17 protein-coding genes are annotated in these 23610 nt (G+C 70.4%); 6 read left to right on the forward strand and 11 right to left on the reverse strand.

Going from position 1 to position 23610, the window contains the following annotated elements; genetic code table 11:
• Window positions 1–5: 5 nt before the first annotated feature.
• Window positions 6–806: a crotonase/enoyl-CoA hydratase family protein gene (locus tag ACH4YL_RS00965; protein WP_398503473.1), complete on the reverse strand. Its 801-nt coding sequence runs from the start codon at window positions 804–806 to the stop codon at window positions 6–8.
• A 164-nt stretch (window positions 807–970) separates the two neighbouring features.
• Between ACH4YL_RS00965 and ACH4YL_RS00970 the strand changes: the two genes are divergently transcribed.
• Window positions 971–2593 (forward strand): acyl-CoA synthetase, encoded by a 1623-nt coding sequence (locus tag ACH4YL_RS00970; protein ID WP_398503475.1) that lies wholly within the window; start codon window positions 971–973, stop codon window positions 2591–2593.
• A gap of 21 nt (window positions 2594–2614) precedes the next feature.
• On the opposite strand, the gene ACH4YL_RS00975 is transcribed toward ACH4YL_RS00970, so the two are convergent.
• Window positions 2615–3139, reverse strand: coding sequence for a VOC family protein (locus ACH4YL_RS00975; protein ID WP_398503477.1), 525 nt, complete (start codon window positions 3137–3139; stop codon window positions 2615–2617).
• Between the two features lie 156 nt (window positions 3140–3295).
• On the opposite strand from ACH4YL_RS00975, the gene paaK reads away from it, so the two are divergent.
• Window positions 3296–4585, forward strand: coding sequence for a phenylacetate--CoA ligase PaaK (gene paaK / locus ACH4YL_RS00980; RefSeq protein WP_398503479.1), 1290 nt, complete (start codon window positions 3296–3298; stop codon window positions 4583–4585).
• Between the two features lie 55 nt (window positions 4586–4640).
• On the forward strand, window positions 4641–5420 hold the full coding sequence (locus tag ACH4YL_RS00985) for a PIG-L deacetylase family protein (protein ID WP_398503481.1): 780 nt from the start codon (window positions 4641–4643) through the stop codon (window positions 5418–5420).
• A 9-nt stretch (window positions 5421–5429) separates the two neighbouring features.
• On the opposite strand, the gene ACH4YL_RS00990 is transcribed toward ACH4YL_RS00985, so the two are convergent.
• Complete coding sequence (locus tag ACH4YL_RS00990; protein WP_398503483.1) at window positions 5430–6929, reverse strand: acyl-CoA synthetase; 1500 nt, start codon at window positions 6927–6929, stop codon at window positions 5430–5432.
• An 85-nt stretch (window positions 6930–7014) separates the two neighbouring features.
• Here ACH4YL_RS00990 and ACH4YL_RS00995 point away from each other — a divergent pair, with 85 nt between their 5' ends.
• Entirely contained in the window at window positions 7015–9498 is a 2484-nt protein-coding gene (locus ACH4YL_RS00995) for a penicillin acylase family protein (protein ID WP_398503485.1), read from the forward strand.
• A 17-nt stretch (window positions 9499–9515) separates the two neighbouring features.
• On the opposite strand, the gene ACH4YL_RS01000 is transcribed toward ACH4YL_RS00995, so the two are convergent.
• Window positions 9516–10616 carry a calcium:proton antiporter gene (locus ACH4YL_RS01000; protein ID WP_398503487.1) on the reverse strand — a complete coding sequence of 367 codons (1101 nt, stop codon included), beginning with the start codon at window positions 10614–10616 and terminating at the stop codon, window positions 9516–9518.
• A gap of 109 nt (window positions 10617–10725) precedes the next feature.
• Here ACH4YL_RS01000 and ACH4YL_RS01005 point away from each other — a divergent pair, with 109 nt between their 5' ends.
• Entirely contained in the window at window positions 10726–11679 is a 954-nt protein-coding gene (locus tag ACH4YL_RS01005; protein WP_398503489.1) for an endonuclease/exonuclease/phosphatase family protein, read from the forward strand.
• A 22-nt stretch (window positions 11680–11701) separates the two neighbouring features.
• On the opposite strand, the gene ACH4YL_RS01010 is transcribed toward ACH4YL_RS01005, so the two are convergent.
• Entirely contained in the window at window positions 11702–13261 is a 1560-nt protein-coding gene (locus ACH4YL_RS01010; protein WP_398503490.1) for an acyl-CoA synthetase, read from the reverse strand.
• Window positions 13262–14383 (reverse strand): NAD(P)H-dependent flavin oxidoreductase, encoded by a 1122-nt coding sequence (locus tag ACH4YL_RS01015; RefSeq protein ID WP_398503492.1) that lies wholly within the window; start codon window positions 14381–14383, stop codon window positions 13262–13264.
• A gap of 151 nt (window positions 14384–14534) precedes the next feature.
• On the opposite strand from ACH4YL_RS01015, the gene ACH4YL_RS01020 reads away from it, so the two are divergent.
• The gene (locus ACH4YL_RS01020) at window positions 14535–16334 is read left to right on the forward strand and encodes a serine hydrolase (protein ID WP_398503494.1); all 1800 of its coding nucleotides are present in this window, start codon (window positions 14535–14537) and stop codon (window positions 16332–16334) included.
• A gap of 21 nt (window positions 16335–16355) precedes the next feature.
• On the opposite strand, the gene ACH4YL_RS01025 is transcribed toward ACH4YL_RS01020, so the two are convergent.
• The 5 genes from ACH4YL_RS01025 to ACH4YL_RS01045 all read right to left on the reverse strand — a co-directional run bounded on the left by ACH4YL_RS01025 (window position 16356) and on the right by ACH4YL_RS01045 (window position 23539).
• On the reverse strand, window positions 16356–17888 hold the full coding sequence (locus tag ACH4YL_RS01025; RefSeq protein WP_398503496.1) for a phytoene desaturase family protein: 1533 nt from the start codon (window positions 17886–17888) through the stop codon (window positions 16356–16358).
• 36 nt (window positions 17889–17924) lie between these two features.
• Complete coding sequence (locus ACH4YL_RS01030; protein WP_398503498.1) at window positions 17925–20144, reverse strand: tetratricopeptide repeat protein; 2220 nt, start codon at window positions 20142–20144, stop codon at window positions 17925–17927.
• Window positions 20126–21055 (reverse strand): oxygenase MpaB family protein, encoded by a 930-nt coding sequence (locus ACH4YL_RS01035; RefSeq protein WP_398503500.1) that lies wholly within the window; start codon window positions 21053–21055, stop codon window positions 20126–20128. The genes ACH4YL_RS01030 and ACH4YL_RS01035 overlap by 19 nt, the downstream gene beginning before the upstream one ends.
• Before the next feature lies 1 nt (window position 21056).
• Window positions 21057–22247 (reverse strand): acyl-CoA dehydrogenase family protein, encoded by a 1191-nt coding sequence (locus ACH4YL_RS01040; protein ID WP_398503502.1) that lies wholly within the window; start codon window positions 22245–22247, stop codon window positions 21057–21059.
• A gap of 131 nt (window positions 22248–22378) precedes the next feature.
• The gene (locus tag ACH4YL_RS01045) at window positions 22379–23539 is read right to left on the reverse strand and encodes a serine hydrolase domain-containing protein (protein WP_398503504.1); all 1161 of its coding nucleotides are present in this window, start codon (window positions 23537–23539) and stop codon (window positions 22379–22381) included.
• Window positions 23540–23610 lie beyond the last annotated feature (71 nt).

Raw genomic sequence — 23610 nt, forward strand, 5'->3', positions numbered from 1 at the left:
GGAGTTCATGCGCGGCGGTACACCGGGGCGCGCTTCTCGGCGAAGGCGCGCGCGCCTTCCTTCGCATCGGCCGTGTCGAAGATCGGCCAGCCGCGTTTGAGTTCGGCGGCGAGCCCTTCGGTCTCGGTCATCTCGGCGGTCTCGTACACCGATGCCTTCACCGCCTCGACGGCGAGCGGGCCGCAGGCGTTGATCTGCTCGGCGATGGCGAGCGCCTTCTCCACGGCGGTGCCGTCGGGCACCACATGGCCGATCAGCCCGATGTCCTTGGCTTCGCCGGCGCTGTACGGCCGTCCGGTGAGCAGCATTTCGAGCGCGTGCGTACGCGGTATCTGGCGCGGCAGTCGTACGGTCGAGCCGCCGATCGGGAAGAGTCCGCGCTTGACCTCGAACAGTCCGAAGGTCGCGCTCTCGGCCGCCACGCGGATGTCCGTGCCCTGCAAAATCTCGGTCCCGCCCGCGACGCAGTACCCCTCGACCGCGGCGATCACCGGCTTGCGCGGGCGGTGGTGACGCAGCATGGCCTTCCAGTGCAGATCGGGGTCCGCCTTCATCCGGTCCCGGTACTGCTGTCCCTCCATTCCCTGGCCCGCGAGGGCCTTGAGGTCCATTCCGGCGCAGAAGGAGCCACCCGCCCCGGTGAGCACGACGGAGCGGACGGTCTCGTCCTCGTCCGCCTCCAGCCAGCCGTCGTACAGGCCGACCAGCATCGGCAGTGAGAGAGCGTTCTTCGCCTCGGGCCTGTTCAAGGTGAGCACCAGCGTGGCGCCCTCGCGCCGCACGCTGAGGTGTTCGGTACCACCCATTGCCTGTCTCCCGTCTTCAGACCTAGAACAGGTTGCAGTAGTGGAGGTGCCAGTTCAATAGTTTTCTGACAGTCAGTCAGATTCTTCTGCGCGGACCCTTCCCAGTTGGCCGGGACGGCGCTCTAATGACCGCCGAGTCAGTCGGGCCGCGGTCAGGAGGAACGGTGGAGTACAACCTTGCCGACCTGTTCGAGTCGGTCGTCGATGTGGTCCCGGACCGCGAGGCGCTTGTGTACATCGACCATCCGGGCACCGGCGCGGAGCACCGGCTCAGCTACGCCGAACTGGACGCGGCCGCCAACCGCGTCGCCCACCATCTGATCGACGCCGGCATCCGCCCCGGCGAACATCTCGGGCTGCACCTGTACAACGGCATCGAGTATCTGCAGACCGTGCTCGGCTGCCTCAAGGCCCGCGTTGTGCCGGTCAACGTCAACTACCGGTACGTGGAAGAGGAGTTGGTCTACCTCTACCGCGACGCCGATCTCGCCGCTCTGGTCTTCGACGCGGAGTTCACCGAGCGGGTCGCCGCCGCGCTGCCGAAAACGGAGAAGCTCCGGCATGTGGTGCGCGTCGGCACGCCCCCGGAGGACGCCCCGCAGTTGGAGGCCCTGCCGTTCCAAGAGGCGGTGGCGGCCGCGTCGCCGGAGCGCGGCTTCGCGCCGCGTTCGGCCGACGACCAGTTCATCATCTACACCGGCGGCACCACCGGAATGCCCAAGGGCGTGATGTGGCGGCAGGAGGACCTGTTCTTCTCCGGCCTCGGCGGCGGCGCGCCGACCGGCGAGCCCGTCGGCGCGCCCGAGCAACTCGCCGAGCGGGTGGCCGCCGGAGGCGACGGCATCACCTTCTTCCCCACTCCCCCGCTGATGCACGGCACCTCGACGCTCACCGCGTTCATCGGCTTCAACTTCGGCCAGCGCGTCGTGCTGCACCGCAAGTTCGTGCCGGAGGAAGTGCTGCGTACGATCGAGAAGGAGAAGGTCACCAGCGTGTCCCTGGTCGGCGACGCGATGCTGCGACCGCTGATCGACGCGCTGAACGGCTCGTTGAAGGGCACCGACCTCTCGGCGTTGTTCAGCGTGTCGTCCTCCGGCGCGATCATGTCGGAGACGGTGCGCGCGCAGTTCGCGGCGCTCGCGCCGAATGTGATGCTGCTGAACAACTTCGGCTCGTCCGAGTCCGGATTCAACGGCACGGCGACCGACGACTCGGGCCCGGAGAAAGGCTTCCGGCTGCGTGTCAACGCCCGTACGGCGGTGGTCGACCCGGCGACGTACGAGCCGGTCGCCGTGGGTGAGCCGGGACGGATCGCGCAGCGCGGCCATGTGCCACTCGGCTACTACAACGACCCGAAGAAGACCGCGGAGACCTTCTTCCAGCGCGGCGACGAGCGCTGGGTGCTGCTCGGTGACATGGCGACGGTCGACGAGGAAGGCATCGTCACCGTCCTCGGCCGCGGCTCGCAGTGCATCAACACCGGCGGCGAGAAGGTGTATCCGGAGGAGGTCGAGCAGGCGCTCAAGTCGCATCCGGACGTGTACGACGCGCTGGTGGCCGGGGTGCCGGACGCGACGTGGGGCAACCATGTGGCGGCGGTGGTGCAGGTGCGCGAAGGCGCGGCGGCACCGAGCCTGGACGCGATCCAGTCGCACTGCCGGACCCGGCTGGCCGGATACAAGATCCCGCGCCAGCTGGTCATCGCCGAGGAGATCCAGCGCTCGCCGAGCGGGAAGGCGGACTACCGCTGGGCGCGGTCGGTGGCGACGGACGCGGCGGCGCAGTGACGCGTCCGGCGACCTCGCGCCTCAGTCGTCACCGAGGATGCGCTCGCCGTTGAACACGCCGAGCCGCTCCCGGTAGAGCTCCAGCGGTACGCCGTTCGGGTCGCGGATGTACAGGCTGTCGTCCACGCCGCGGTCCGGGCCGAGATACTCCGTGCCCGCCTCGTCCAGCGCCTTGCGTGCCGAGTCGAACTGTTCCGCGTCCACCGACAGCGCCAGATGCTGCACGCCGCCGATCGTCTCCTCGATCGGCGGATGGTCGTGGCCCGGGAAGTCGAAGAAGCCGAGCAGATTGCCGTGACCGATGTCGAAGAAGAAGTGCGTGGAGCCGCGGTAGTCGCGGTTCTCCACGATCTCGACCAGCGGGAAGCCCAGGAACTCCTGGTAGAAGCGGATGGTCTCCGCCACGTCGCGACAGATGAAGGCCACATGGTGGATGCCGCGCGCCGTGGTCGGAGGCCGTTCGGCCGGCGGCCGCAGAAAGCGCCGCTTCAGCTCCTCCCTGCGGGCCTGTACGGCTTCGAGTTCGGCTCCCTCGGGCTGCGGCATCACGGTCTCCTTCGCGGAAGGTGTTTGCGGGATTCAACTTCTATCGCTTCTTTCCCGCGCGCACACCTCTTGCCAGGAGCCGGGCGGGCTGGATTACTGATCCACAGCACCACGACCGAATGATCGGTCGTCCGTTTTGGGGACGGGAGTCGCGGGATGACGGATCTGCTGGACGCCGGGGAGCGGCTCGGCCGCCCGGAGCTCGAGGCGCTGCAGCTCGAGCGACTGCGGGCGACCCTGCGCCATGCGTACGACAACGTCGCCTTCTACCGGACCGCCTTCGACAAGGCCGGTCTGCGCCCGGAGGACTGCCGTACGCTCGCCGATCTGGCCCGCTTCCCGTTCACGGCCAAGACGGATCTGCGGGACAACTACCCCTTCGGCATGTTCGCGGTCGAGCAGTCCGCGGTGCGCCGCATCCATGCCTCCAGCGGCACCACCGGCCGCCCGACCGTCGTCGGCTACACCGAGCGCGATCTGGACACCTGGGCCGATGTGGTGGCCCGCTCGATCCGCGCGGCGGGCGGCCGGCCCGGGCACAAGGTCCATGTGGCGTACGGCTACGGGCTGTTCACCGGTGGCCTCGGCGCGCACTACGGCGCGGAGCGGCTCGGCTGCACCGTGATCCCGGCGTCCGGCGGCATGACCGCCCGTCAGGTGCAGCTGATCCAGGACTTCCGGCCCGAGATCATCATGGTGACGCCGTCGTACATGCTCACGCTGCTGGACGAGTTCGAGCGGCAGGGCGTCGACCCCCGCAGCACCTCGCTCCAGGTCGGCATCTTCGGCGCCGAGCCGTGGACGGAGGAGATGCGCCGCGAGATCGAGGAGCGGTTCGCCATCGACGCCGTCGACATATACGGACTGTCGGAGGTCATGGGCCCGGGCGTGGCGCAGGAGTGCGTGGAGACCAAGGACGGGCTGCACATCTGGGAGGACCACTTCTATCCGGAGGTCGTCGATCCGTTCACCGGCGAGGTGCTGCCGGACGGCGAGCAGGGCGAGCTGGTCTTCACCTCGCTCACCAAGGAGGCCATGCCCGTGATCCGGTACCGGACACGGGACCTGACCCGGCTGCTGCCGGGCACGGCCCGAGTCTTCCGCCGGATGGAGAAGGTCACCGGGCGCAGCGACGACATGGTGATCCTGCGCGGCGTGAATCTCTTCCCGACCCAGATCGAGGAGATCGTGCTCCGTACGCCGCATGTCGCTCCGCACTTCCAGCTGCGGCTGACCCGCGAGGGGAGGCTCGACGCGCTCACGGTGCGGGCCGAGGCGCGCGCGGCTGCGACGTCCGAGCAGCGCGAGGCCGCGGCCCGCGCGATCGCGACGGCGGTGAAGGACGGGATCGGGGTGTCGGTCGCGGTCGAGGTGGTGGATCCCGAGACGCTGGAGCGGTCGGTCGGCAAGATCAAACGGATCGTGGACCTCCGGAACCCGGTCTAGCCGGCTGGTCCGCCGGAGCTGCCAACTCACCCTCCGGACGGCCATCATGGGCTCCATGAACGCCTTCGAGGACACAGGTGGTGGGGCCTTGCTGCCCGCACTGCCGGAGGACTGGCAGCGGGGCATGGCCGTGGTGGCCCACCCCGACGACATCGAGTACGGGACCGCGGCGGCCGTCGCCCGCTGGACCACGCAGGGCAAGAGCATCACGTATCTGCTGGCCACGCGCGGAGAGGCCGGGATCGACGGGATGCATCCCGATCAGGCGGGCCCGCTGCGCGAGGAGGAGGAGCGGGCCGGGGCGCGGGCGGTCGGCGTGGACGTCGTGGAGTTCCTCGACCATCGCGACGGCGTGGTGGAGTACAGCCTGGCGCTGCGCCGCGACATCGTACGGGCGATCCGCCGGCACCGGCCCGAAGTGATCGTGTCCGGCGCGTTCTCCGTACGCATGGTCGGCGGGATGACCAATCAGTCGGACCACCGGGTGGTGGGTCTGGCCGCGCTGGACGCCGCCCGGGACGCCGGCAACCGGTGGGTCTTCCCGGAGCTCGAGAGCGAGGGACTCGAACCGTGGGGCGGTGTCCGCCTCATGTGCTTCGCCGGCGCGGAACGGCCCACGCACGGCGTGGATGTGACGGGCGATCCGATGGAGCGCGGCATCGCCTCGCTCGCCGCCCACGCCGAGTACACCAAGGGCCTCGGCGAACAGGGCTTCGAGCCGCGGCCGTTCCTCACCTGGCTCGGCAGGATGGGCGGGCCCGCGCTCGGTGTCGAGGCGGCGGTGCTGCTGGACGTCCACGAGCTCATCCCGCAGGGACCGCCGCCCTGGCTGTGACCCTGACCGCTACCTCGAGAACCGGTTGCGCAGCTCGCGCTTGAGGATCTTGCCACTGGCGTTGCGCGGCAGCTCGTCCACGAACAGGACCTTCTTCGGGGCCTTGAAGTGGGCGAGCTTCTCGCGTGCGTGGTCGATCAGTTCGGCCTCGGTGACCTCGGCGCGGGTCACGACGACGGCGGTGACCGCCTCGATCCAGCGCTCGTCGGGCAGGCCGACGACCGCGGTCTCGGCGACCGCCGGATGGGTGTAGAGCGCGTCCTCGACCTGGCGCGAAGCGACCAGCACTCCCCCGGAGTTGATGACGTCCTTCACCCGGTCGACCACCGTGAAGTAGCCCTCGGCATCGCGGACGGCGAGATCGCCGGAGCGGAACCAGCCGTCGCGGAAGGCCTCCGCCGTCTCCTCCGGCTTGTCCCAGTACCCCTCGCACAGCTGCGGCGAGCGGTAGACGACCTCGCCGGCCGTGCCGTCCGGCACGTCCTTGCCGTCCTCGTCGACGACCTTCGCCTCCACGAAGAGCACCGGCCGGCCACAGGATTCCATCCGGCCCTCGTGCTCGTCGGGGCCGAGGACGGTGGCGAGCGGACCGATCTCGCTCTGCCCGAAGCAGTTGTAGAAGCCCAGTTGGGGCAGGCGTTCGCGGAGCCGCTCCAGAACGGGCACGGGCATGATCGACGCGCCGTAGTACGCCTTGCGCAGCGCGCTCAGGTCGCGGGCGGCGAAGTCCGGATGGTTGGACAGGCCGATCCACACCGTCGGCGGAGCGAACAGACTGTCCGCGCGCCCCGCCTCGACCAGATCGAAGATCTTCGCCGCGTCGGGCGCGTCGAGGACGGTGTTCTCCGCGCCGACCGCGAGATACGGCAGCAGAAACACATGCATCTGGGCCGAGTGGTACAGCGGCAGCGAGTGGACAGGTCGGTCGCTCCGGTGGAGGTCGAGGGCGGTGATCGCGCTGACGTACTCGTGGACGAGCGCCCGGTGCGTCATCATCGCGCCCTTGGGCAGCGCGGTCGTGCCCGAGGTGTAGAGCAGCTGGACCAGGTCCTCGGCCGCGGCTTCGCGCGCCGGGCTGAAAGGCCGTCGCGTGCGCAGCTCGGTGAGCAGTGAGTCGTCCGCGTCGCGCAGCGGACGGACGGCGAGGCCGCCCGGGAGCCGGGTCGCGAGATCCGGGTCGGCGAGGACCAGCGAACTGCCCGACTGCCCGAGGATGTACGCCAGGTCGTCACCGGTGAGGTTCTGGTTGACCGGGACATGGACCAGCCCGGCGCGTGCGCAGCCGAGGAAGCCGATGAGATACGCGTCGGAGTTGTGGCCGTACGAGGCGACCCGGTCCCCCGGGCGCAGCCCGTGGCCGGTGAGGACGGCGGCCGCGGTGGTCACGGCGGCGTCGAGTTCGGCGTAGGACCAGGACCGGTCCGCGTACCGCAGTGCGGTGGCGTCAGGGGTGCGCCGTGCGCTGCGCCGCACGATGCCGTCGACTGTGCTGCTGCGTACACCTGTCATGGCGCGATCCTGTGCGGTGCCTGACGGCCGGTCAAGTCCTCGGATACCGAACGGGATGTTGACACCGTCCATGGCGACTGAATGCATGGACCAACCTGCTTATCTCACAGCCCACTTGGGAGGCATTTTGCTCTTCCGCACCCGCCTGAGACGGCTCGGACTCACCGCCGTCGCCCTGGTGACCGCCGCTGCCGCGCTGCCGCCCTCGGCCGCCGCGGACTCCCGCGACCGCGACGACCGCCACCCTTCCGGCCACGGTCTGTCCGCCGTCATCCGCTACACCGAGCACGGCATCCCGCACATCGTGGCGAAGGATTACGCGAACCTCGGCTTCGGCACCGGCTGGGCGCAGGCCGCCGACCAGGTGTGCGTGCTCGCCGACGGCTTTGTCACGGTGCGCGGTGAGCGCTCGCGCCACTTCGGCCCGGACGCGGCTCCGGACGGCTCGCTCTCCTCGGCCGCCAAGAACCTCTCCAGCGATCTGTACTTCCGCGGCGTGCGCGACGCGGGCACCGTCGAGAAGCTGCTCGCCACGCCCGCTCCGCAAGGTCCGGGGCGGCAGGTCAAGGAGCTGATGCGCGGTTGGGCGGCCGGTTACAACGCCTGGCTGAAGCAGAACCGCATCACCGATCCGGCATGCCGGAACGCGGACTGGGTGACGCCCGTGACCACGCTGGACGTGGCCAGGCGCGGCTTCGCGGTCTCGGTACTCGGCGGCCAGGGCCGCGGCGTGGAGGGCATCACGGCGGCGCAGCCGCCGGGCGCGCAGACCACAGCGGCAGCGGTATCGGCGGCAGGCACCGCATCGGGCACGGTGCCGGGCTCGGCCTCGCTCGGCGCTGCCCCGGACCCCGCCGCGACCGCGCAGGCCGCGCGGGAGCTGTTCGCCGCCGAGAGCGCCGACATGGGCTCCAACGCCGTCGCGTTCAGCGGCGCCACCACCGCCAACGGCCGGGGCCTGCTCCTCGGCAACCCGCACTATCCGTGGCAGGGCGGCCGACGCTTCTGGCAGTCGCAGCAGACCATCCCCGGCGAGCTGAATGTCTCCGGCGCCTCGCTGCTCGGCACCGCGGTCGTCAACATCGGCTTCAACGACCACGTGGCCTGGAGCCACACCGTGGCGACCGGTGTCACGCTCAATCTCCACCAGCTGACCCTCGACCCGGCCGATCCCACCGCGTATCTCGTGGACGGCAGGCCGGAGCGTATGACGAGGCGGACCGTCACCGTCCAGGTCAGGAACGGCGCACCGGTGACGCGTACGCAGTGGTGGACGCGGTACGGCCCGGTCGTCACCTCGCTCGGCGCATCGCTTCCGCTGCCGTGGTCGGCGACGACGGCGTACGCGCTCCATGACCCGAACGCCGTCAATCTGCGTGGCTCCGACACGGCGCTCGCCTTCGGCAAGTCCCGCTCCACGGCGGACATGGAGCGGGCGCTGCGGCGGACCCAGGGGCTGCCGTGGGTGAACACGATCGCTGCCGACGCCAAGGGCCACACGCTCTTCACTCAGTCGCAGGTACTGCCGCGGATCACCGACGAGCTGGCGCAGCGCTGCTCGACGTCGCTCGGCCGGGTGACCTATCCGGCGTCCGGCGTCGCCGTACTGGACGGGTCGCGCGGCGACTGCGCGCTGGGCTCGGACAGGGACGCGTTGCAGCCGGGCATCTTCGGCCCGTCGAAGATGCCGACGCTGAAGGACGCTCCGTATGCGGAGAACTCCAACGACAGTGCCTGGCTGGCCAACGCGGACCGGCCGCTGACCGGCTACGAGCGGGTCTTCGGCACGGTCGGCACCCCGCGTTCGCTGCGCACCCGGGGCGGGATCGAGGATGTCGAGGCGATGGCGGACCGGGGCCGGCTGAAGGTCGGTGATCTGCAGCGGCAGCAGTTCGCGAACCGGGTGCCCGCCGGTGATCTCGCCGCGGCCGACGCCGCGAAGGCCTGCCCGGCCGTGCTGCCCGCGGACACGGAGGCCTGCGCGGTGATCGGCGCATGGGACCGGACGGCGAACACCGGCAGCCGCGGCGCGCTGCTCTTCGACCGCTTCTGGCGGAAGTTCACCGCGCAGCCGCTCGCCGACCAGTGGAAGGTCCCGTTCTCGGCGGCCGATCCGGTGCGTACGCCGCACACCCTCAACACCTCGTCGCCGGGCTTCGCGAAGGCCCTCACCGACGCGGTGGCCGAGCTGCGCGCCGCGGGCATTGCGCTGGACGCGCCGCTGGGAGAGGGCCAGTTCGTGGTACGCAACGGCAAGCGCATGCCGGTCCACGGCGGCACGGAGGCGCTCGGAGTCTGGAACAAGATCGAGGCGGTGTGGAATCCGGCGGGCGGCGGCTATCCGGAGGTGGCGCACGGCTCCAGCCACATCCAGGCGGTCGGCTGGGACGGCGGGCGCTGCCCGGTGGCCCGCACGCTGCTGACGTACTCACAGTCCTCGAATCCGAACTCGCCGTACTACAGCGATCAGACGGAGCTGTTCTCGGACGGGCGCTGGGTGACGGCACGGTTCTGCGAGAAGGACATCCTGCGCTCGCCCAGGCTCAGGGTCGTGCGCGTCAGGAGCTGAGGCAGGACCGGCCCGGGTCACGGGCTGAAGGAGAGAAAGACGAAGGCGGCGAACAGCGCCAGGTGGACGCCGCCTTGAAGGAGTGTGGCTCGTCCGGGCACCACGGTCAGCGTGCTCACCACCGCGGTGAGCACGAGCAGGACCATATGTGTGGCGTCCTCACCGAGGACCAGGGGCCCGGACAGCCAGATCGAGGCGAGCGCGATGGCCGGAATGGTCAGGCCGATGCTGGCGATGGCGGAGCCGTACGCGAGGTTGAGGCTGGTTTGCAGCCGGTCGCGGCGCGCCGCGCGCACGGCGGCGAGCGTCTCGGGCAGCAGCACCATCAGAGCGATGGCGACGCCGACGACGGCCTTCGGCAGTCCGGCCGACTCCACGCCGTCCTCGACGGCCGGCGAGATCAGTTTGGCGTTTCCGACGACGGCCACGAGGGCCACGAACAGCAGCGCGACGCTCCACCAGGTCTCGCGGTCGCCGGGCGGCGGCGCGTGCTCCTCGGCGTCGGGCTCCTCGCCTTTGTGTGACGGCGGCAGGAAGTAGTCGCGGTGGCGCACGGTCTGCACGGTGACGAAGAGCCCGTACAGCGCGAGGGAGGCGACGGCCGCGAAGGTCAACTGGGCGCCGGTGAACTCGGGGCCCGGCTTGCTCGTGGTGAACGTGGGCAGGACGAGCGTCATGGTCGCGAGCGTGCAGACGGTCGCGAGCGCGCCGCCGGAGCCCTCGGCGTGGAAGACCGCGATGCGTTTGCGCACCGCCGCGACCAGCACACAGACGCCGACAATGCCATTGCAGGTGATCATGACGGCGGCGAAGACGGTGTCTCTGGCGTAGGTGGCGACCTTGTCGCCGCCGGCGACCATCAGCGTGACGATCAGCCCGACCTCGATGACGGTCACGGCTACGGCCAGGACGAGTGATCCGAAGGGCTCGCCGACGCGATGCGCGACGACCTCGGCGTGATGCACGGCGGCCAGGACCGCGCCCATCAGACAGAACCCGACCACGGCGACGGCGAAGCCCGGCAGGTCGCGGCCCCAGCCGAGCGCCAGGACGACGATCGCGGCGACCGGCACCCAGGTCGTCCAGTGCGACGTCAGCGCTGCCGGGCCGGTCTTCATGCGGCCCACGCTGCCAGCAGGACGTTCGGGCCGCGCGAGGTGCTGCGCCAATGGGTGGGGGTCGGGCGGAGGGTCGGAACCGGATCAACGAGTACCGCGTCGTCGTACCGTGGGGCGTCGCAAGGAAGAACCGGAACTGTCAGCCTGGAGGCGGGGGCGCATCCTTGCGCTGCTTTCCCTGCTGGTCGCCTTCCTGCTGGCCTTTCATGCCGCCGTGCCCAATGCGCCCGGCCGCCTCGGCAGCCTTCTGGAGACATTTCTTCCTTGGCTCGGTCTGGCCGTCCCCGGGCTGCTGGCCCTGGCATTCCTGCGCCGCTCATTCGCCGCACTGACGGCGTTGCTGCTGCCCGTTGTCGTCTGGCTCGCTCTCTTCGGCGGGCTGCTCCTTCCCGGGAACGACTCGGCGGACGGAATCACCGCGCTTCAGCACAATGTCAGTGACGAGAATCCGGACCCGGCAGGGACCGCGAAGAAGCTGGTCGGGGCTGATGCCGACCTCATCGCTCTGGAGGAGCTGACGCCTTCTTCCCTGCCGGCCTTCACCGCGGCGATGGCACCGGACTACCCCTACCGTGCGACAACGGGAACGATCGGACTCTGGTCGAAATATCCGCTCACCGACATACGGCCGGTGGACATCAGGCCGGAGGGAATCGGAGAAGGCTGGAACCGCGGCCTGAGGGCGACCGCCACGACGGAGCAGGGCGCTGTCGCTGTTTTCGTTGCGCACCTGCCTTCGGTGCGCCTCAGCCTGAAGAACGGATTCAGTTCCGCGTGGCGGGATGAAAGCGCTGTTCTCCTCGGTGCGGCGATCGCTGCCGAGCGACTGGACAGGGTGATTCTGCTGGGGGACCTCAACAGCACCGTGGACGACCGCGGGCTGGCACCGGTCAGCTCGCGGATGAACACGGCGGACACAGGCTTCGCCTTCAGCTGGCCCGCAGCTCTGCCCGTGGCCCGGATAGACCAGATCATGGCCAGATCGGCGACGGTCACCGATGTCTGGTCACTGCCTGGGACAGGAAGCGACCACTTGCCCATCGCCGCTCGCATCGGGCTCTGACCCGCTCACGCGCGTCTGACGGTCAGACCGCCCGATCCCGTCCCTCCCAGTAGGGGTCCCGCAGCCTCCGCTTGTACAGCTTGCCGTTCGGGTCCCGCGGCATCGTCTCGATGAAGTCAACCGTCTTGGGCCGCTTGTAGCCGGCCAACTGCCGCTCGCAGTGGGCAAGGATGTCGGCCGCCAGCGCGTCACCCGCCTGATGACCGTCGGCCGGTTCGACGACCGCCTTGACCTCCTCGCCCCAGTCCGCGTGCGGTATGCCGAACGCGGCGGCGTCGGCAACGGCCGGGTGAGTGAGCAGGGCCGACTCGATCTCCGCGGGATAGATGTTGACGCCGCCCGAGATGATCATGTCGATCTTGCGGTCCCGCAGGAAGAGATAGCCGTCCTCGTCGAGGATTCCGAGGTCGCCGACCGTGAAGAAGTCGCCGATGCGGTTCTTCTTCGTCTTGGCCTCGTCCTTGTGGTAGCTGAAGCCGCCGGTGCTCATCTTCATGTAGACGGTGCCCAGTTCACCGGCCGGGAGCCGGTTCCCGTCGTCGTCGAAGACGGCCAGCTCGCTGATGGGCCATGCCTTGCCCACCGTGCCGGGCTTCTTCAGCCAGTCCTCCGCCGTCGCGAACGCGCCGCCGCCCTCGCTCGCCGCGTAGTACTCCTCCACGCAGCTGCCCCACCAGTCGATCATCGCCCGCTTCACGTGGTCGGGGCAGGGAGCCGCGCCATGGATCGCGTGCCGCATGGACGAGACGTCGTAGCGCGCCTTGATCTCGTCGGGCAGCGCGAGCAGCCGGTGGAACTGCGTCGGCACCATGTGCGTGTGCGTGCAGCCGTACGCGTCGATGACCCGCAGCATCTCCTGCGGCGTCCACTTGTCCATCAGCACCAGCGGATGCCCGATGTGCAGGGCCGCGCCGGCGAATTGGAGCACGGCCGTGTGGTAGAGCGGCGAGCAGACCAGATGGACATTGCCGTCGAACGGCCGGATGCCGAAGATGCCGAGGAAGCCGCCGAGATAGGTCTCCTCCGGGAGCTTGCCGGACAGCGGACGGCGGATTCCGCGCGGCCGCCCGGTGGTGCCCGAGGTGTAGTTCATGACCCAGCCGAGCGCCCGGTCGCCGGGCACGGACTCCGGCTGCCCGTCGAGGAGTTCGGCGTACGGGCGGAAGCCGTCGATCGCGCCCACGGCATAGCGGTGGCTCGCGGACAGCTTGGCCTCGTCGGCCGCGGCCGTCGCCGCGGCGGCGAACCGCTCGTGCGCGATGAGCACCTTCGCGCCGGAGTCGGCGACGATCCAGGCGATCTCGGGTCCGACGAGATGGTGGTTGACGGGTACGAGATACAACCCGGCCTGGGACGCGGCGAGATACGCGGTGAAGAACTCGCCCCCGTTGGGCAGCACGACGGCGAAGGCGTCGCCCCGTTCCAGGCCGGCCGCCCGCAGTCCGTGCACCAGCTGGTTCACCGCGGCGTGCAGCCGGCCCGCGGTCCAGTTCTCGCCGTCCGGCGCGGTCAGGATCGTACGGTCCGGGTCCGCGGCGGCCTGGGCCCAGAAACCGTTGGGTCGTTCGGGCTGCTGAGTCATCTACTCGCTCCTTCCGGCGATGCGGTTGATCCGGTCCACGGCCGCCTCGAAACCCCGGGTCAGTTCGTCGAAGACCTGCTGGACGCTGCGTTCGCTGGTCATCCGGCCGACGATCTGGCCCACCGGCGTGCCGAGCAGCGGGCCCACTTCGTACTTCTGGATCCGGGAGACGGCGTCGGCGACAAGTAGTCCCTGGAGCGGCATGGGCAGGGTGCCGGGGCCGCTCGGGTCGTCCCAGGCGTCGGTCCATTCGGTCCGCAGCTGACGGGCGGGCTTTCCGGTCAGGGCCCGGGAGCGGACGGTGTCGCCGGAACCTGCCGCAAGGAGCTTCTGGGTCAGGGCCCGGGAGTGGAGATCGGCTTCGGTGGTGGTGAGCCAGAGCGAGCCGAGCCAGGCGCCCTGGGCGCCGAGTGCGAGCGCGGCGGCGATCTGTTGACCGCTTCCGATGCCGCCGGCGGCGAGTACGGGCAGCGGGCTGACGGCGTCGACGACTTCGGGGGTGAGCACCATGGAGGCGATCTCCCCGGTGTGGCCGCCGGCCTCGTAGCCCTGCGCGACCACGATGTCGATGCCCGCTTCGGCGTGCCGCTCCGCGTGGTGGGCGCTCCCGGCGAGAGCCGCGACGAGTACGCCGTGGTCATGGGCGCGCTGGACAACGTCCTGCGGCGGCGAGCCGAGCGCGTTGGCGAGCAGCTTGATCGGGTAGTCGAAGGCGACATCGAGCTGGTTGCGGGCGACCTGCTCCATCCAGCCGGTGATGCGCCAGCCGGACGCCTCGCCCTCCGGGAGTTCGGGAACGCCGTGTTTGGCGAGGGTTTCTCTGACGAACTGCCGGTGTCCTTCGGGGATCATCGCCTCGACGTCCGCCTCACTCAGTGTTTGATTTCCTTTGGCTTCGACCTTCTTGGCGGGCATGACGACATCGAGGCCGTACGGCTTTTTGTCGGTGTGCTCCTGCATCCAGTCGAGGTCGCGCTTCAGGTCGTCGGGAGCGGTGTAGCGGACCGCACCGAGAACCCCGAATCCGCCCGCCCGTGTGATGGCGGCGGCCACGGCCGGGAACGGCGTGAAGCCGAAGATGGCGTGCTCGATCCCCAGTTTCTTGCTCAGCTCCGTCTCCATGGGCGGCAGGATGCCGCAGCCTGGTGGACGAGGGAAGAGATTTTCTGATGCTGTGTCAGATTCTTTGGGATGGTTGACAGTGCCCGGGTCCCGCAAGAAAGTTTCACTGTCGAGCGAGATCCCGAAAGATACTTTCAGGAGAGGGTTCCGGATGACAGAGGGCGCGGTGGGCAGAGGGATCAGCCGGCGGAGGCTGGGCGGCGGGGTGCTGGCGCTCGGCGGCGCGCTCGCGCTGGCGCCGGTCCCGTTCGCGGACGCGGCGGAGAACTCGGAAGGCGGGTCCGGCGGGCCGGGCCGGCGGCCGACGCTGCGGCGCGGCACACCCGAGCGGGCCGGGCTGCTCCCCGTCCATCTCGACCGACTCGTCACCGACGCGGAGAGGTTCCTCGGCCCCTCCCCCAAGTACCCGTGGTACGCGGGCGCGGTGCTGCTCGCCGGCCGCGGCGGCACCGTCGCGCTGCATCATCCGATCGGCAAGGCCGTGCGCTATGCGGCGTACGACGAGAAGACCGACACCGCCGTGGAGTTCCCGGCGGACCGGCAGATCGCGATGGCCGAGGACACCGTCTTCGACCTGGCGTCGGTCTCGAAGCTGTTCACCTCGATCCTCGCCGTGCAGCAGATCGAGCGGGGCGCGCTGGCGCTGGAGGCCACGGTCGCCTCGTATCTTCCGGACTTCGCGGGCGCGGGCAAGCAGGACATCACCGTGCGCCAGCTGCTGACGCATACGTCCGGGCTGCGGGCCTGGATTCCGCTGTTCAAGGAGCCGACCCGGGAGGGGAAGCTCCGGCTGCTGTGGAACGAGGCGCCGGCGAACCCTCCGGGATCCAAGTACCTCTACTCCGACCTCAATCTGATCTCGCTCCAGCTCATCCTGGAACAGATCACCGGTCGCACTCTTGATGTGCTGCTCCGGAACGAGATCACCGCTCCACTCGGGATGCACCGCACCCGGTTCAACCCGCCGGCGTCCTGGAAGCCGAAGATCGCCGCCACCGAGGACGCCCGGCTGCCCTGGTCCGGCCTGGAGCGCGGGCTCGTCTGGGGCGAGGTGCACGACGAGAACGCCTACAGCTTCGGCGGCGTCGCCGGCCACGCCGGAGTCTTCTCCTGCGCCTGGGACCTCGCGATCCTCGCTCGCACGCTCCTCAACGGCGGCGTCTACGGCCGCTCGCGCGTGCTGCGCCCCGAGTCCGTGGAGCTGATGTTCACCGACTTCAACACCGCCTTCCCGGGCGACGAGCACGGTCTCGGCTTCGAGCTCTACCAGCACTGGTACATGGGCGCGATGGCCACGCCGCGCACCGCGGGCCACACCGGATTCACCGGCACCAGCCTCGTCCTCGACCCCAGCACCGACTCCTTCTTGATCGTGCTCGGCAACTCCGTTCATCCGGTGCGCAGTTGGCGTTCCGGCAGCGCGCCGCGGGTCGCCGCCGCCAACAACATGGCCCGTGCCGTCGCCGTTCGCCCGGACCGCGGACGGGCCGCCTGGTTCTCCGGCATGGCCGGTGCCACTGCCGCCACGCTCACTCTGCCCGCGCTCGCCGTCGTCTCCCGGCGCGCGCGGCTGAGCTGTTCGCTGTGGTGGGACACCGAGCCCGGCTCGGACGCGCTGTTCCTGGAAGGGTCCGCGGACGACGGGGCGACGTGGCAGGCGGTGCCGTTCACGACCGTACGGGACGGGGCCCAGCCGCAGCCGCATCCCGCGGGCTCGGTGACGGGCTGGTCCGGGCGGGTCTGGCACCGGCTGTCCGCGGACCTCTCGGCATGGCAGGGCGGCAAGGTGCGGCTGCGCTGGCGGTATGCGACCGACCAGCTCTATGTCGGCCGTGGGGCATATGTGGACGCGATCCGGGTCGAGGACCGGGGCCGTCCTCTGTTCGACGAGGCCCGGCCCGGCGACGCCGCGCTGATCGAGACCAACGGCTGGACGGCGTCGCGGGACTGACGTGTCCTCAAGGTCTCGGGGTCACCTGCCGAGCGCGGCCATCGCGGCGTTGTGACCCGTTACGCCGCTGACCCCGCCGCCGCGCACGGCGCCCGCCCCGCACAGCAGCACATTGGTGTGCGCCGTCTCGACGCCCCAGCGGCCCGTCGACTCGGCGGCGTACGGGAAGGCGAGATCGCGGTGGAAGATATGGCCGCCGGGAAGCCGGAGTTCCTGCTCCAGATCGAGCGGGGTCTTCGCCTCGATGCATGGCTCACCGTTCTCGTCGAGCGCGAGGCAGTCGGCGATCGGCTCGTCCAGATGGGCGTCGAGTTCGGCGATCGTGGCGGCGAGGAGTTCGGTCCGCGTCGCATCGTTGTCGGCGGCGAAGAGCCGGGCCGGGGTGTGCAGTCCGAAGAGCGTCAGCGTCTGGTAGCCCTGCGCGGCGAGTTCGGGTCCGAGGATGGTCGGGTCGGTGAGCGAGTGGCAGTAGATCTCCGAGGGCGGCGCGCTCGGCAGCCGGCCCGATGACGCTTCCCGGTACGCGGTGGCGAGCTGCCCGTACCCCTCCGACACATGGAAAGTGCCGGCGAACGCGTCGCGCGGGTCGACCGAACGGTCACGCAGCCGCGGCAGCCGCCGCAGCAGCATGTTGACCTTGAGCTGGGCGCCTTCGGCAGGCGCCGCGGGCTCCTCGCCGAGCAGCACGGCCAGCTCCCGCGGCGAGGCGTTCACCAGCACCTGCCGGGCCGCGACCGTGCCTTCGGCGCCGTCCGTGCGGTAGCCGACCTCGGCCCGCTCGCCGTCGGTCTCGATACGGGTCGCCTCGTGCAGCGTCACGATCTCGGCGCCGGCCTCCCGCGCGGCCGCGGCCAGCGCGTCGGTGAGCGCGCCCATGCCGCCGACCGGCACGTCCCAGTCGCCGGTGCCGCCGCCGATCACGTGGTAAAGGAAGCAGCGGTTCTGCGCGAGGCCCGGGTCGTGGGCGTCGGCGAAGGTCCCGATCAGCGCGTCCGTGAGCACCACGCCCCGTACGAGATCGTCGGCGAACCGCTTCTCGATCGCCTCGCCGATGGGCGCCTCGAACAGCGTCCGCCAGGCCGTCTCGTCGTCGATGCGAGCGCGCAGCTCCTCGCGCGCGGGCAGCGGCTCGGTCATCGTCGGAAAGACCCGCTCGGCGACCCGCGCGGTCATCGCGTAGAACTCCTGCCAGGCCGCGTACTCCGCCTCGCCGCCGGTGAGCGCGGTGAACGACTCCCTGGTGCGGCCCGCGCCCACGAGCAGCCCGCCGGCGCCCTTCGGCGTGTAGGAGGAGACGGTGCGCTTGCGCACGGAGAACGTCAGCCCGAGCTCGCGAACGATCTTGTCCGGCAGCAGCGAGACGAGATACGAGTAGCGGGAGAGCCGGGCGTCGACCCCGGCGAAGGGCCGCGTGGACACGGCCGCGCCGCCGGTGTTCCCCCGGCGCTCCAGCACGAGGACGGAGCGGCCGGCGCGGGCGAGGTAGGCGGCGGCGACGAGACCGTTGTGGCCACCGCCGACGATGACGACGTCGTACGAGCTGTGTGCGGGCATGCCGGGACCCTAACCGGTCGCTTCCCCGGAGACGACCTAGCGGCCACGCTGCTGTCGGAGTGCCGCGACCCGGCGGTACAGCTCCACCGCCTCCCCGTGGCGGCCGAGCTGCTCCAGACAGTGCGCCTCGTCGTTGCGGCTGGCCAGGGCGTCCGGGTGGTCCGTGCCGAAGACGCGCTCGCGCGCCTCGGCGACCTGGACGTAGACCGTCAGCGCGTCCGCCCAGCGGCCCAGCCAGCCGAGGCCCACGGCCACTTCGCGGCGGCTGACGAGCGTGTCGGGATGCTCGGGGCCCAGCACCCGCTCGCGCAGGGCGCAGACGTCGCGCGCCTCGGCCAGGGCCTCCTCCCAGCGGGCGAGCCGGCCGAGGTTCACGCCGAGGCCGTGGCGGGCGCGCAGGGTCTCCGGGTCGTTCGGGCCGTTCACTCGGGTGCGGTCGTCGACGAGGTCGCGGTAGAGCTGGAGGGCCTCGGCGCTGCGGCCGAGGCGGCCGAGGCTGATGCCGACCTCGTAGCGCGCGGCGAGGGTGTCCGGATGGTCGGCGCCGAGCGCGCGTCCGCGCGCCGCCGCCACCTCGCGATAGGTCCCCAGGGCCTCCGTCCAGCGGCCCAACTGGCCGAGCGCGTAGGCCACTTCGTACCAGGTGACCAGCGTGTCCGGGTGTTCGGCGCCGAGCACCCGGGCGCGCGCGGCCGCGACGTCGAGCGCCATCCGGTACGAGTCCTCGAGCCGTCCGAGCCTGCTCAGGTTGAAGGCGAGGTTGTGCCGGCAGCGCAGAGTGTCGGGATGGTCGTGTCCCGTGGTGCGTTCGCGGGAGGCGAGCACCGCCGCGTACACATCGTGGGCCTCGAAGTGCCGGCCCAGCTGGCCCAGTACGTATGCCGTCTCCTGGCGGGCCGCGAGCGTCTCCGGGTGGTCCGCGCCCATGCTGCGCTCACGCCCGTCGGCGACGCGTGCGAACTCCCGCAGGGCGTCCGCGGCACGTCCGGTCCGGCTCAGCGTGAAGCCGACTTCGTAGCGGCTGGCCAGCGTGTCCGGGTGGTCGGGGCCCAGGACGTGTTCGCGCTCCGCGGCGACCGCGCGGTGCACCTCGCCGGCTTCCTCCCAGCGGCCGAGCCTGCCGAGGCTCAGGCCCGCGTTGTGCCGGCTGGCGAGCACGGCGAGCAGCTCCGGCGGCGGGGTGGGGCGCTCCTGGCGGGGCAGCCGGACGAGGGACGGTCCACGCAGGTCGACGCCGGTGGTCCACTCGCCGGTGAGGCCCGCGGTGTGGTCCGGCAGCGCGGGCCGCAGCGCCGAGCCGCCGGTGGCTTTGGGGCCGGTGGTCATGGAGCGGGTCCAGGACGGCAGCCTTGGTTCATGGGTGAGCTGGTGCGCCGGCCGGGGCGGCGGCAGGGCCGGGTGGGCATGGCGCGCTGCCGCGCCGATCCGGCGACGCAGATCCTTGGCGTCGGCGGGCCGCCCGTCGGGTGTCTTGGCGAGCAGGTCGAGGACGATCGTCTGGAAGTAGTCCGGGATTTCGGCGCGGTGGGTGCGCAGCGGTTCCGGCGTGGTGTCGCGGTGGCCGACGAGCACCGCCCAGGTGTCGTCGTGATCGAACGGCGGGACGCCGGTGGCGATCTCGTACAGCACGCACCCCAGGGAGTACAGATCGCTGCGATGGTCGACATGGCCGCCGCTGATCTGCTCGGGCGACATGTAGTGCGGCGTCCCCATGGCGATGCCGGTGCCGGTGAGCTTCGAGGTGAAGCCGATGTCCGCGCCGAGGCGTGCGATGCCGAAGTCGCAGATCTTCACGGCTCCGTCGGTGAGCCGCATGATGTTCGCGGGCTTCAAGTCGCGGTGGACGATGCCCTGTTCGTGGGTGTAGGCGAGCGCGTCGGCGACCTGTTCGGCGATGTCGACGACATCGGACACCGGCAGCGGATGCTGTTGGTTCCCCTCGAGGAGCTGGCTGAGATTGCGGCCTTCGAGCAGCTCCATCACCAGATAGAGCACGCCTTCGTACTCGCCGAAGTCATGGACGACGGTCACACCGCGGTGCTGGAGGGCGGCGGCCACCCGTGCTTCGCGCCGGAAGCGCTCCCGGAGCACCGTGGTGAAGGAGGCATCATGCTGCGGACCCATCGGCTTGAGGCACTTGACCGCGACACGTCGCCCGAGAGACTCGTCGACGGCGCGGTACACCTCGCCCATGCCGCCGCGCCCGATGAGATCGAGCAGCCGGTACCGGCCTTGGATCAGCCTGGATTCCGCCATCGCGTGCTGTCGCCCCCGTCGCTTCGCTGCACCCTCCCCGGCCCGTCCAGTATGGCCTCCTGTCTGCGCAGTTTGTACGGGGCCGGGCGGCTGCCGGGGCCGAGTCGGGCCATCGCTTTCAAGATGTGACCCGGCGGGAGTTGCCAGCGCAGACGGGAGGGAATGCAGCGCAGCAGTTTGCCGGTGGCGACGAGGTGACGTGTGACGCGCTCAGGAGCGGGGGCGGGCCGGCCGTACAGCTCATGGGCGTAAGGAGGCAGCGCGTTGTACGCGAGCCGGGCCACGCGCCGCCACAGCAGTTCGCGCGCCGGTACGAGAAGGGCGTTGATCGGTGGGCGTTGCAGGAAGTCGTCGACGTCGCGGGCGTCGGCTCCGGCGGCAAGTTGGGGCCGGACGCGGTCGAAATAGGCGGCGAGCTGCGCGGTGTTCGCCGGGACGGCCTCGGGGTCGAGGCCGACGAGACGGGCCGAGACACGCTGCTCGTCGACATAGGCGTCGGCCAGGGCGTCGCCGGTCAAAAGGCCCGAGCGGCGCGCCACGTGGAGGTAGGAGTCGATCTCCGCGCAGTGCACCCACAGCAGCAGATCGGGCTCGTCGACGCCGTAGCGTTCCCCGGTGTCGGGGTCGGTGGCCTTGAGGCGGGTGTGGATGCGGCGGACGCGGGCGCCGGCCTTCTCCGCGGCGTCGGTGGTGCCGTAGCTGATGGTGCCGACGAAGTTGGCGGTGCGCAGCAGTCTGCCCCAGGCGTCTTTCCTGAAGTCCGAGTTCTCCATCACTCCGCGGACGGCGCGCGGGTGCAGCGCCTGCAGATAGAGCGCGCGGACCCCGGCGACCCACATCATGGGGTCTGCGTGCATCTGCCAGGTGACGGATTCGGGTCCGAAAAGACCGGGGTCGGCTGCTTCGCTCATGTCATCGTCGTACCCGCGGCATGCCCAGTCCGATCCACGAAATGATCTCGCGCTGGATTTCGTTGTTGCCGCCGCCGAAAGTGAAGATCACGGCGGAGCGGTAGCCGCGCTCGAGCTCGCCGTGCAGGACGGCGCCCGCCGAGCCCTCCTTGAGCGGGCCCGCCGAGCCGACGATCTCCATCAGCCAGGCGTATGCGTCACGGCGTGCTTCGGAACCGTAGACCTTGACGGCGGAGGCGTCCTGCGGGGTGAGTGTGCCTTCCTGGACGGCGTTCACCATCTGCCAGTTGAGCAGTTTCATCGCGTCGAGCTTGGTGTGGGTGCGGGCGAGGCGTCCGCGCACCCAGCCGAGGTCGATCACGCGGCGGCCGTCGGCGAGTTTGGTGTCGGCCGCCCAGCGCTGGACGTCGTGGAGCGCGCGGATGGCCATGGTGCCGTGTGCGGCGAGGGTGACGCGCTCGTGGTTGAGCTGGTTGGTGATCAGGCGCCAGCCCTTGTTCTCCTGCCCGACGCGGCGGGACGCGGGGACGCGGACGTTCTCGTAATAGCTGGCGGTGGTGTCGTGCGAGGCGAGGGTGTTGATGATGGTGCAGGAGTAGCCGGGGTCGGAGGTCGGCACCAGCAGCATGGTGATGCCCTTGTGCGGCGGCGCGTCGGGGTCGGTGCGCACCGCGAGCCAGACCCAGTCGGCCGTGTCGCCGTTGGTGGTCCAGATCTTCTGGCCGTTGACGGTGTACGTACCGGTGTCCTCGTCCCCCTCGCGCACGGCCCGGGTCTTCAGCGCGGCGAGGTCGGTGCCGGCGTCGGGCTCGCTGTAGCCGATCGCGAAGTCGATCTCACCGGCGAGGACCTTCGGCAGGAAGTACGCCTTCTGTTCGTCCGTGCCGAACTGCATGATCGTCGGGCCGACGGTGTTGAGCGCCATCAGCGGCAGCGGCACTCCGGCCTGCGCGGCCTCGTCGAAGAAGATGAACTGCTCGATCGGGCTCAGCCCGCGGCCGCCGTACTCCTTCGGCCATCCGACGCCGAGCCAGCCGTCGGTGCCGAGACGGCGGATCGTCTCGCGGTAGAAGCGTTTCTGGGCGGCCGGGTCGCCGTAGCGGGCGTAGACGTTGTCGGGCACCAGGTCGGCGAAGTAGGTGCGCAGCTCGGCGCGCAACTGCTGCTGTTCAGGCGTGTATTCGAGGTGCACAGCCCCTCCAGAGTCTCGCAATCCGTCGCATGCGCGGCGCACACGGTAGAACGTGTTGCAAGAATCCGGAAGACCGTTGGGTTCGGGCGTTGCTCTCGATCGCCGGACGGGCTGGAATCAGCCCTCCCCGGTCAGGCGTACACCGCGTCGATCAGCGCCATCTTCCGCGGGTCGTCCGCGATGTGCGGACCCATCCGGTTCATCACATAGCCCATGCTCAGGCCCGCCTCGGGGTCCGCGAGTCCGCAGGAGCCACCGAAGCCGTCGTGGCCGAAGGCACGGGAGTTGGGGCCGTACGAGCCGTTCTCGCCGCTCAGCCAGAGCCCGAGGCCCACCTCGGTCTCGTGCTTGAAGCCCGCGCCGAGCACCAGGTCCCGGCAGGCGCCCTGGCCTTCGCGCACGCGCTCCGCGGCCTCGGGCGACAGCAGCTGCCGGCCGGCGACCTCTCCGCGTCCGGCCAGGATTCCGTACAGCGCGGCGACGGCGCGGGCAGTGCCGTGGCCGTTCGCGGCCGGGATCTCTGCCGCGCGCCACGCGGGCGTGTTGGCGTCGGCCGCTCCGAGCATCGGGTTGATCAGCGCCGCCAGCGCGAGCGGTTCCAACTGGGCGAAGATCGCCGCCTGTTCACTGCTCGCCTGGGCCGGCGGATGCACCAGCTCGGCCGCGCGTGCGGACTCCTTCTCCGGCAGCCCGATGGTGAAGTCGATGCCGAGCGGTCCGGTGACCTCCTGCTGGAGGAAGGCGCCGGGGAGCTGTCCGGTGATGCGCCGTACGACCTCGCCCACCAGGAAGCCGTAGGTGAAGGCGTGGTAGCCGGACTGCGTGCCGGGCTCCCACCAGGGCTCGGTGGCGGCGAGGCGGGCGCAGGTCAGCTCCCAGTCGTAGAGCTGCTCGGTGGAGTGCGGCTCGCGCAGTCCGGCGAGGCCGGCACGGTGCGAGAGCAGCTGGCGCACCGGAATCGCGTCCTTGCCGGCCGCGGCGAATTCCGGCCAGTACGTGGCGACGGGCGCGTCAAGATCGAGCAGTCCGCGGTCGACGAGCAGATGCGCGCACAGGGCGGTGGCACCCTTGGTCGTCGACCACACGTTGACGAGCGTGTCGCGCTCCCACGGACGTGTGCGCGCCTCGTCGGCCCAGCCGCCCCACAGATCGACGACTGTTTCACCGTCGTGCAGCACGGTCACGGCCGCGCCGAGCTCGCCGCGTTCGCGGAAGTTCTGCTCGAAGGCCGCGCGCACCGCGAGGAAGCGTTCGTCGCAGTGACCCTCGATCTTGGGTGCGCTCTCGGACATGGTGCCTCCGTCGCCTCGGCCGGCCGCCCGGACGCCGGTGTCCGGTGCTCTTCGCATGAACGTACCGACTG

This window comes from Streptomyces sp. NPDC020681 (assembly GCF_044334895.1).
GTDB lineage: Bacteria > Actinomycetota > Actinomycetes > Streptomycetales > Streptomycetaceae > Streptomyces.

What these genes read in the sequence shown, in the direction of transcription:
- ACH4YL_RS00965 (WP_398503473.1), bottom strand. Translation starts at nt 806, where the DNA reads ATGGGTGGTACCGAACACCTCAGCGTGCGGCGCGAGGGCGCCACGCTG.
- ACH4YL_RS00975 (WP_398503477.1), bottom strand. Translation starts at nt 3,139, where the DNA reads ATGCCGCAGCCCGAGGGAGCCGAACTCGAAGCCGTACAGGCCCGCAGG.
- paaK (WP_398503479.1), top strand. Translation starts at nt 3,296, where the DNA reads ATGACGGATCTGCTGGACGCCGGGGAGCGGCTCGGCCGCCCGGAGCTC.
- ACH4YL_RS00985 (WP_398503481.1), top strand. Translation starts at nt 4,641, where the DNA reads ATGAACGCCTTCGAGGACACAGGTGGTGGGGCCTTGCTGCCCGCACTG.
- ACH4YL_RS00990 (WP_398503483.1), bottom strand. Translation starts at nt 6,929, where the DNA reads ATGACAGGTGTACGCAGCAGCACAGTCGACGGCATCGTGCGGCGCAGC.
- ACH4YL_RS00995 (WP_398503485.1), top strand. Translation starts at nt 7,015, where the DNA reads ATGGACCAACCTGCTTATCTCACAGCCCACTTGGGAGGCATTTTGCTC.
- ACH4YL_RS01000 (WP_398503487.1), bottom strand. Translation starts at nt 10,616, where the DNA reads ATGAAGACCGGCCCGGCAGCGCTGACGTCGCACTGGACGACCTGGGTG.
- ACH4YL_RS01010 (WP_398503490.1), bottom strand. Translation starts at nt 13,261, where the DNA reads ATGACTCAGCAGCCCGAACGACCCAACGGTTTCTGGGCCCAGGCCGCC.
- ACH4YL_RS01015 (WP_398503492.1), bottom strand. Translation starts at nt 14,383, where the DNA reads ATGGAGACGGAGCTGAGCAAGAAACTGGGGATCGAGCACGCCATCTTC.
- ACH4YL_RS01020 (WP_398503494.1), top strand. Translation starts at nt 14,535, where the DNA reads ATGACAGAGGGCGCGGTGGGCAGAGGGATCAGCCGGCGGAGGCTGGGC.
- ACH4YL_RS01025 (WP_398503496.1), bottom strand. Translation starts at nt 17,888, where the DNA reads ATGCCCGCACACAGCTCGTACGACGTCGTCATCGTCGGCGGTGGCCAC.
- ACH4YL_RS01030 (WP_398503498.1), bottom strand. Translation starts at nt 20,144, where the DNA reads ATGGCGGAATCCAGGCTGATCCAAGGCCGGTACCGGCTGCTCGATCTC.
- ACH4YL_RS01035 (WP_398503500.1), bottom strand. Translation starts at nt 21,055, where the DNA reads ATGAGCGAAGCAGCCGACCCCGGTCTTTTCGGACCCGAATCCGTCACC.
- ACH4YL_RS01045 (WP_398503504.1), bottom strand. Translation starts at nt 23,539, where the DNA reads ATGTCCGAGAGCGCACCCAAGATCGAGGGTCACTGCGACGAACGCTTC.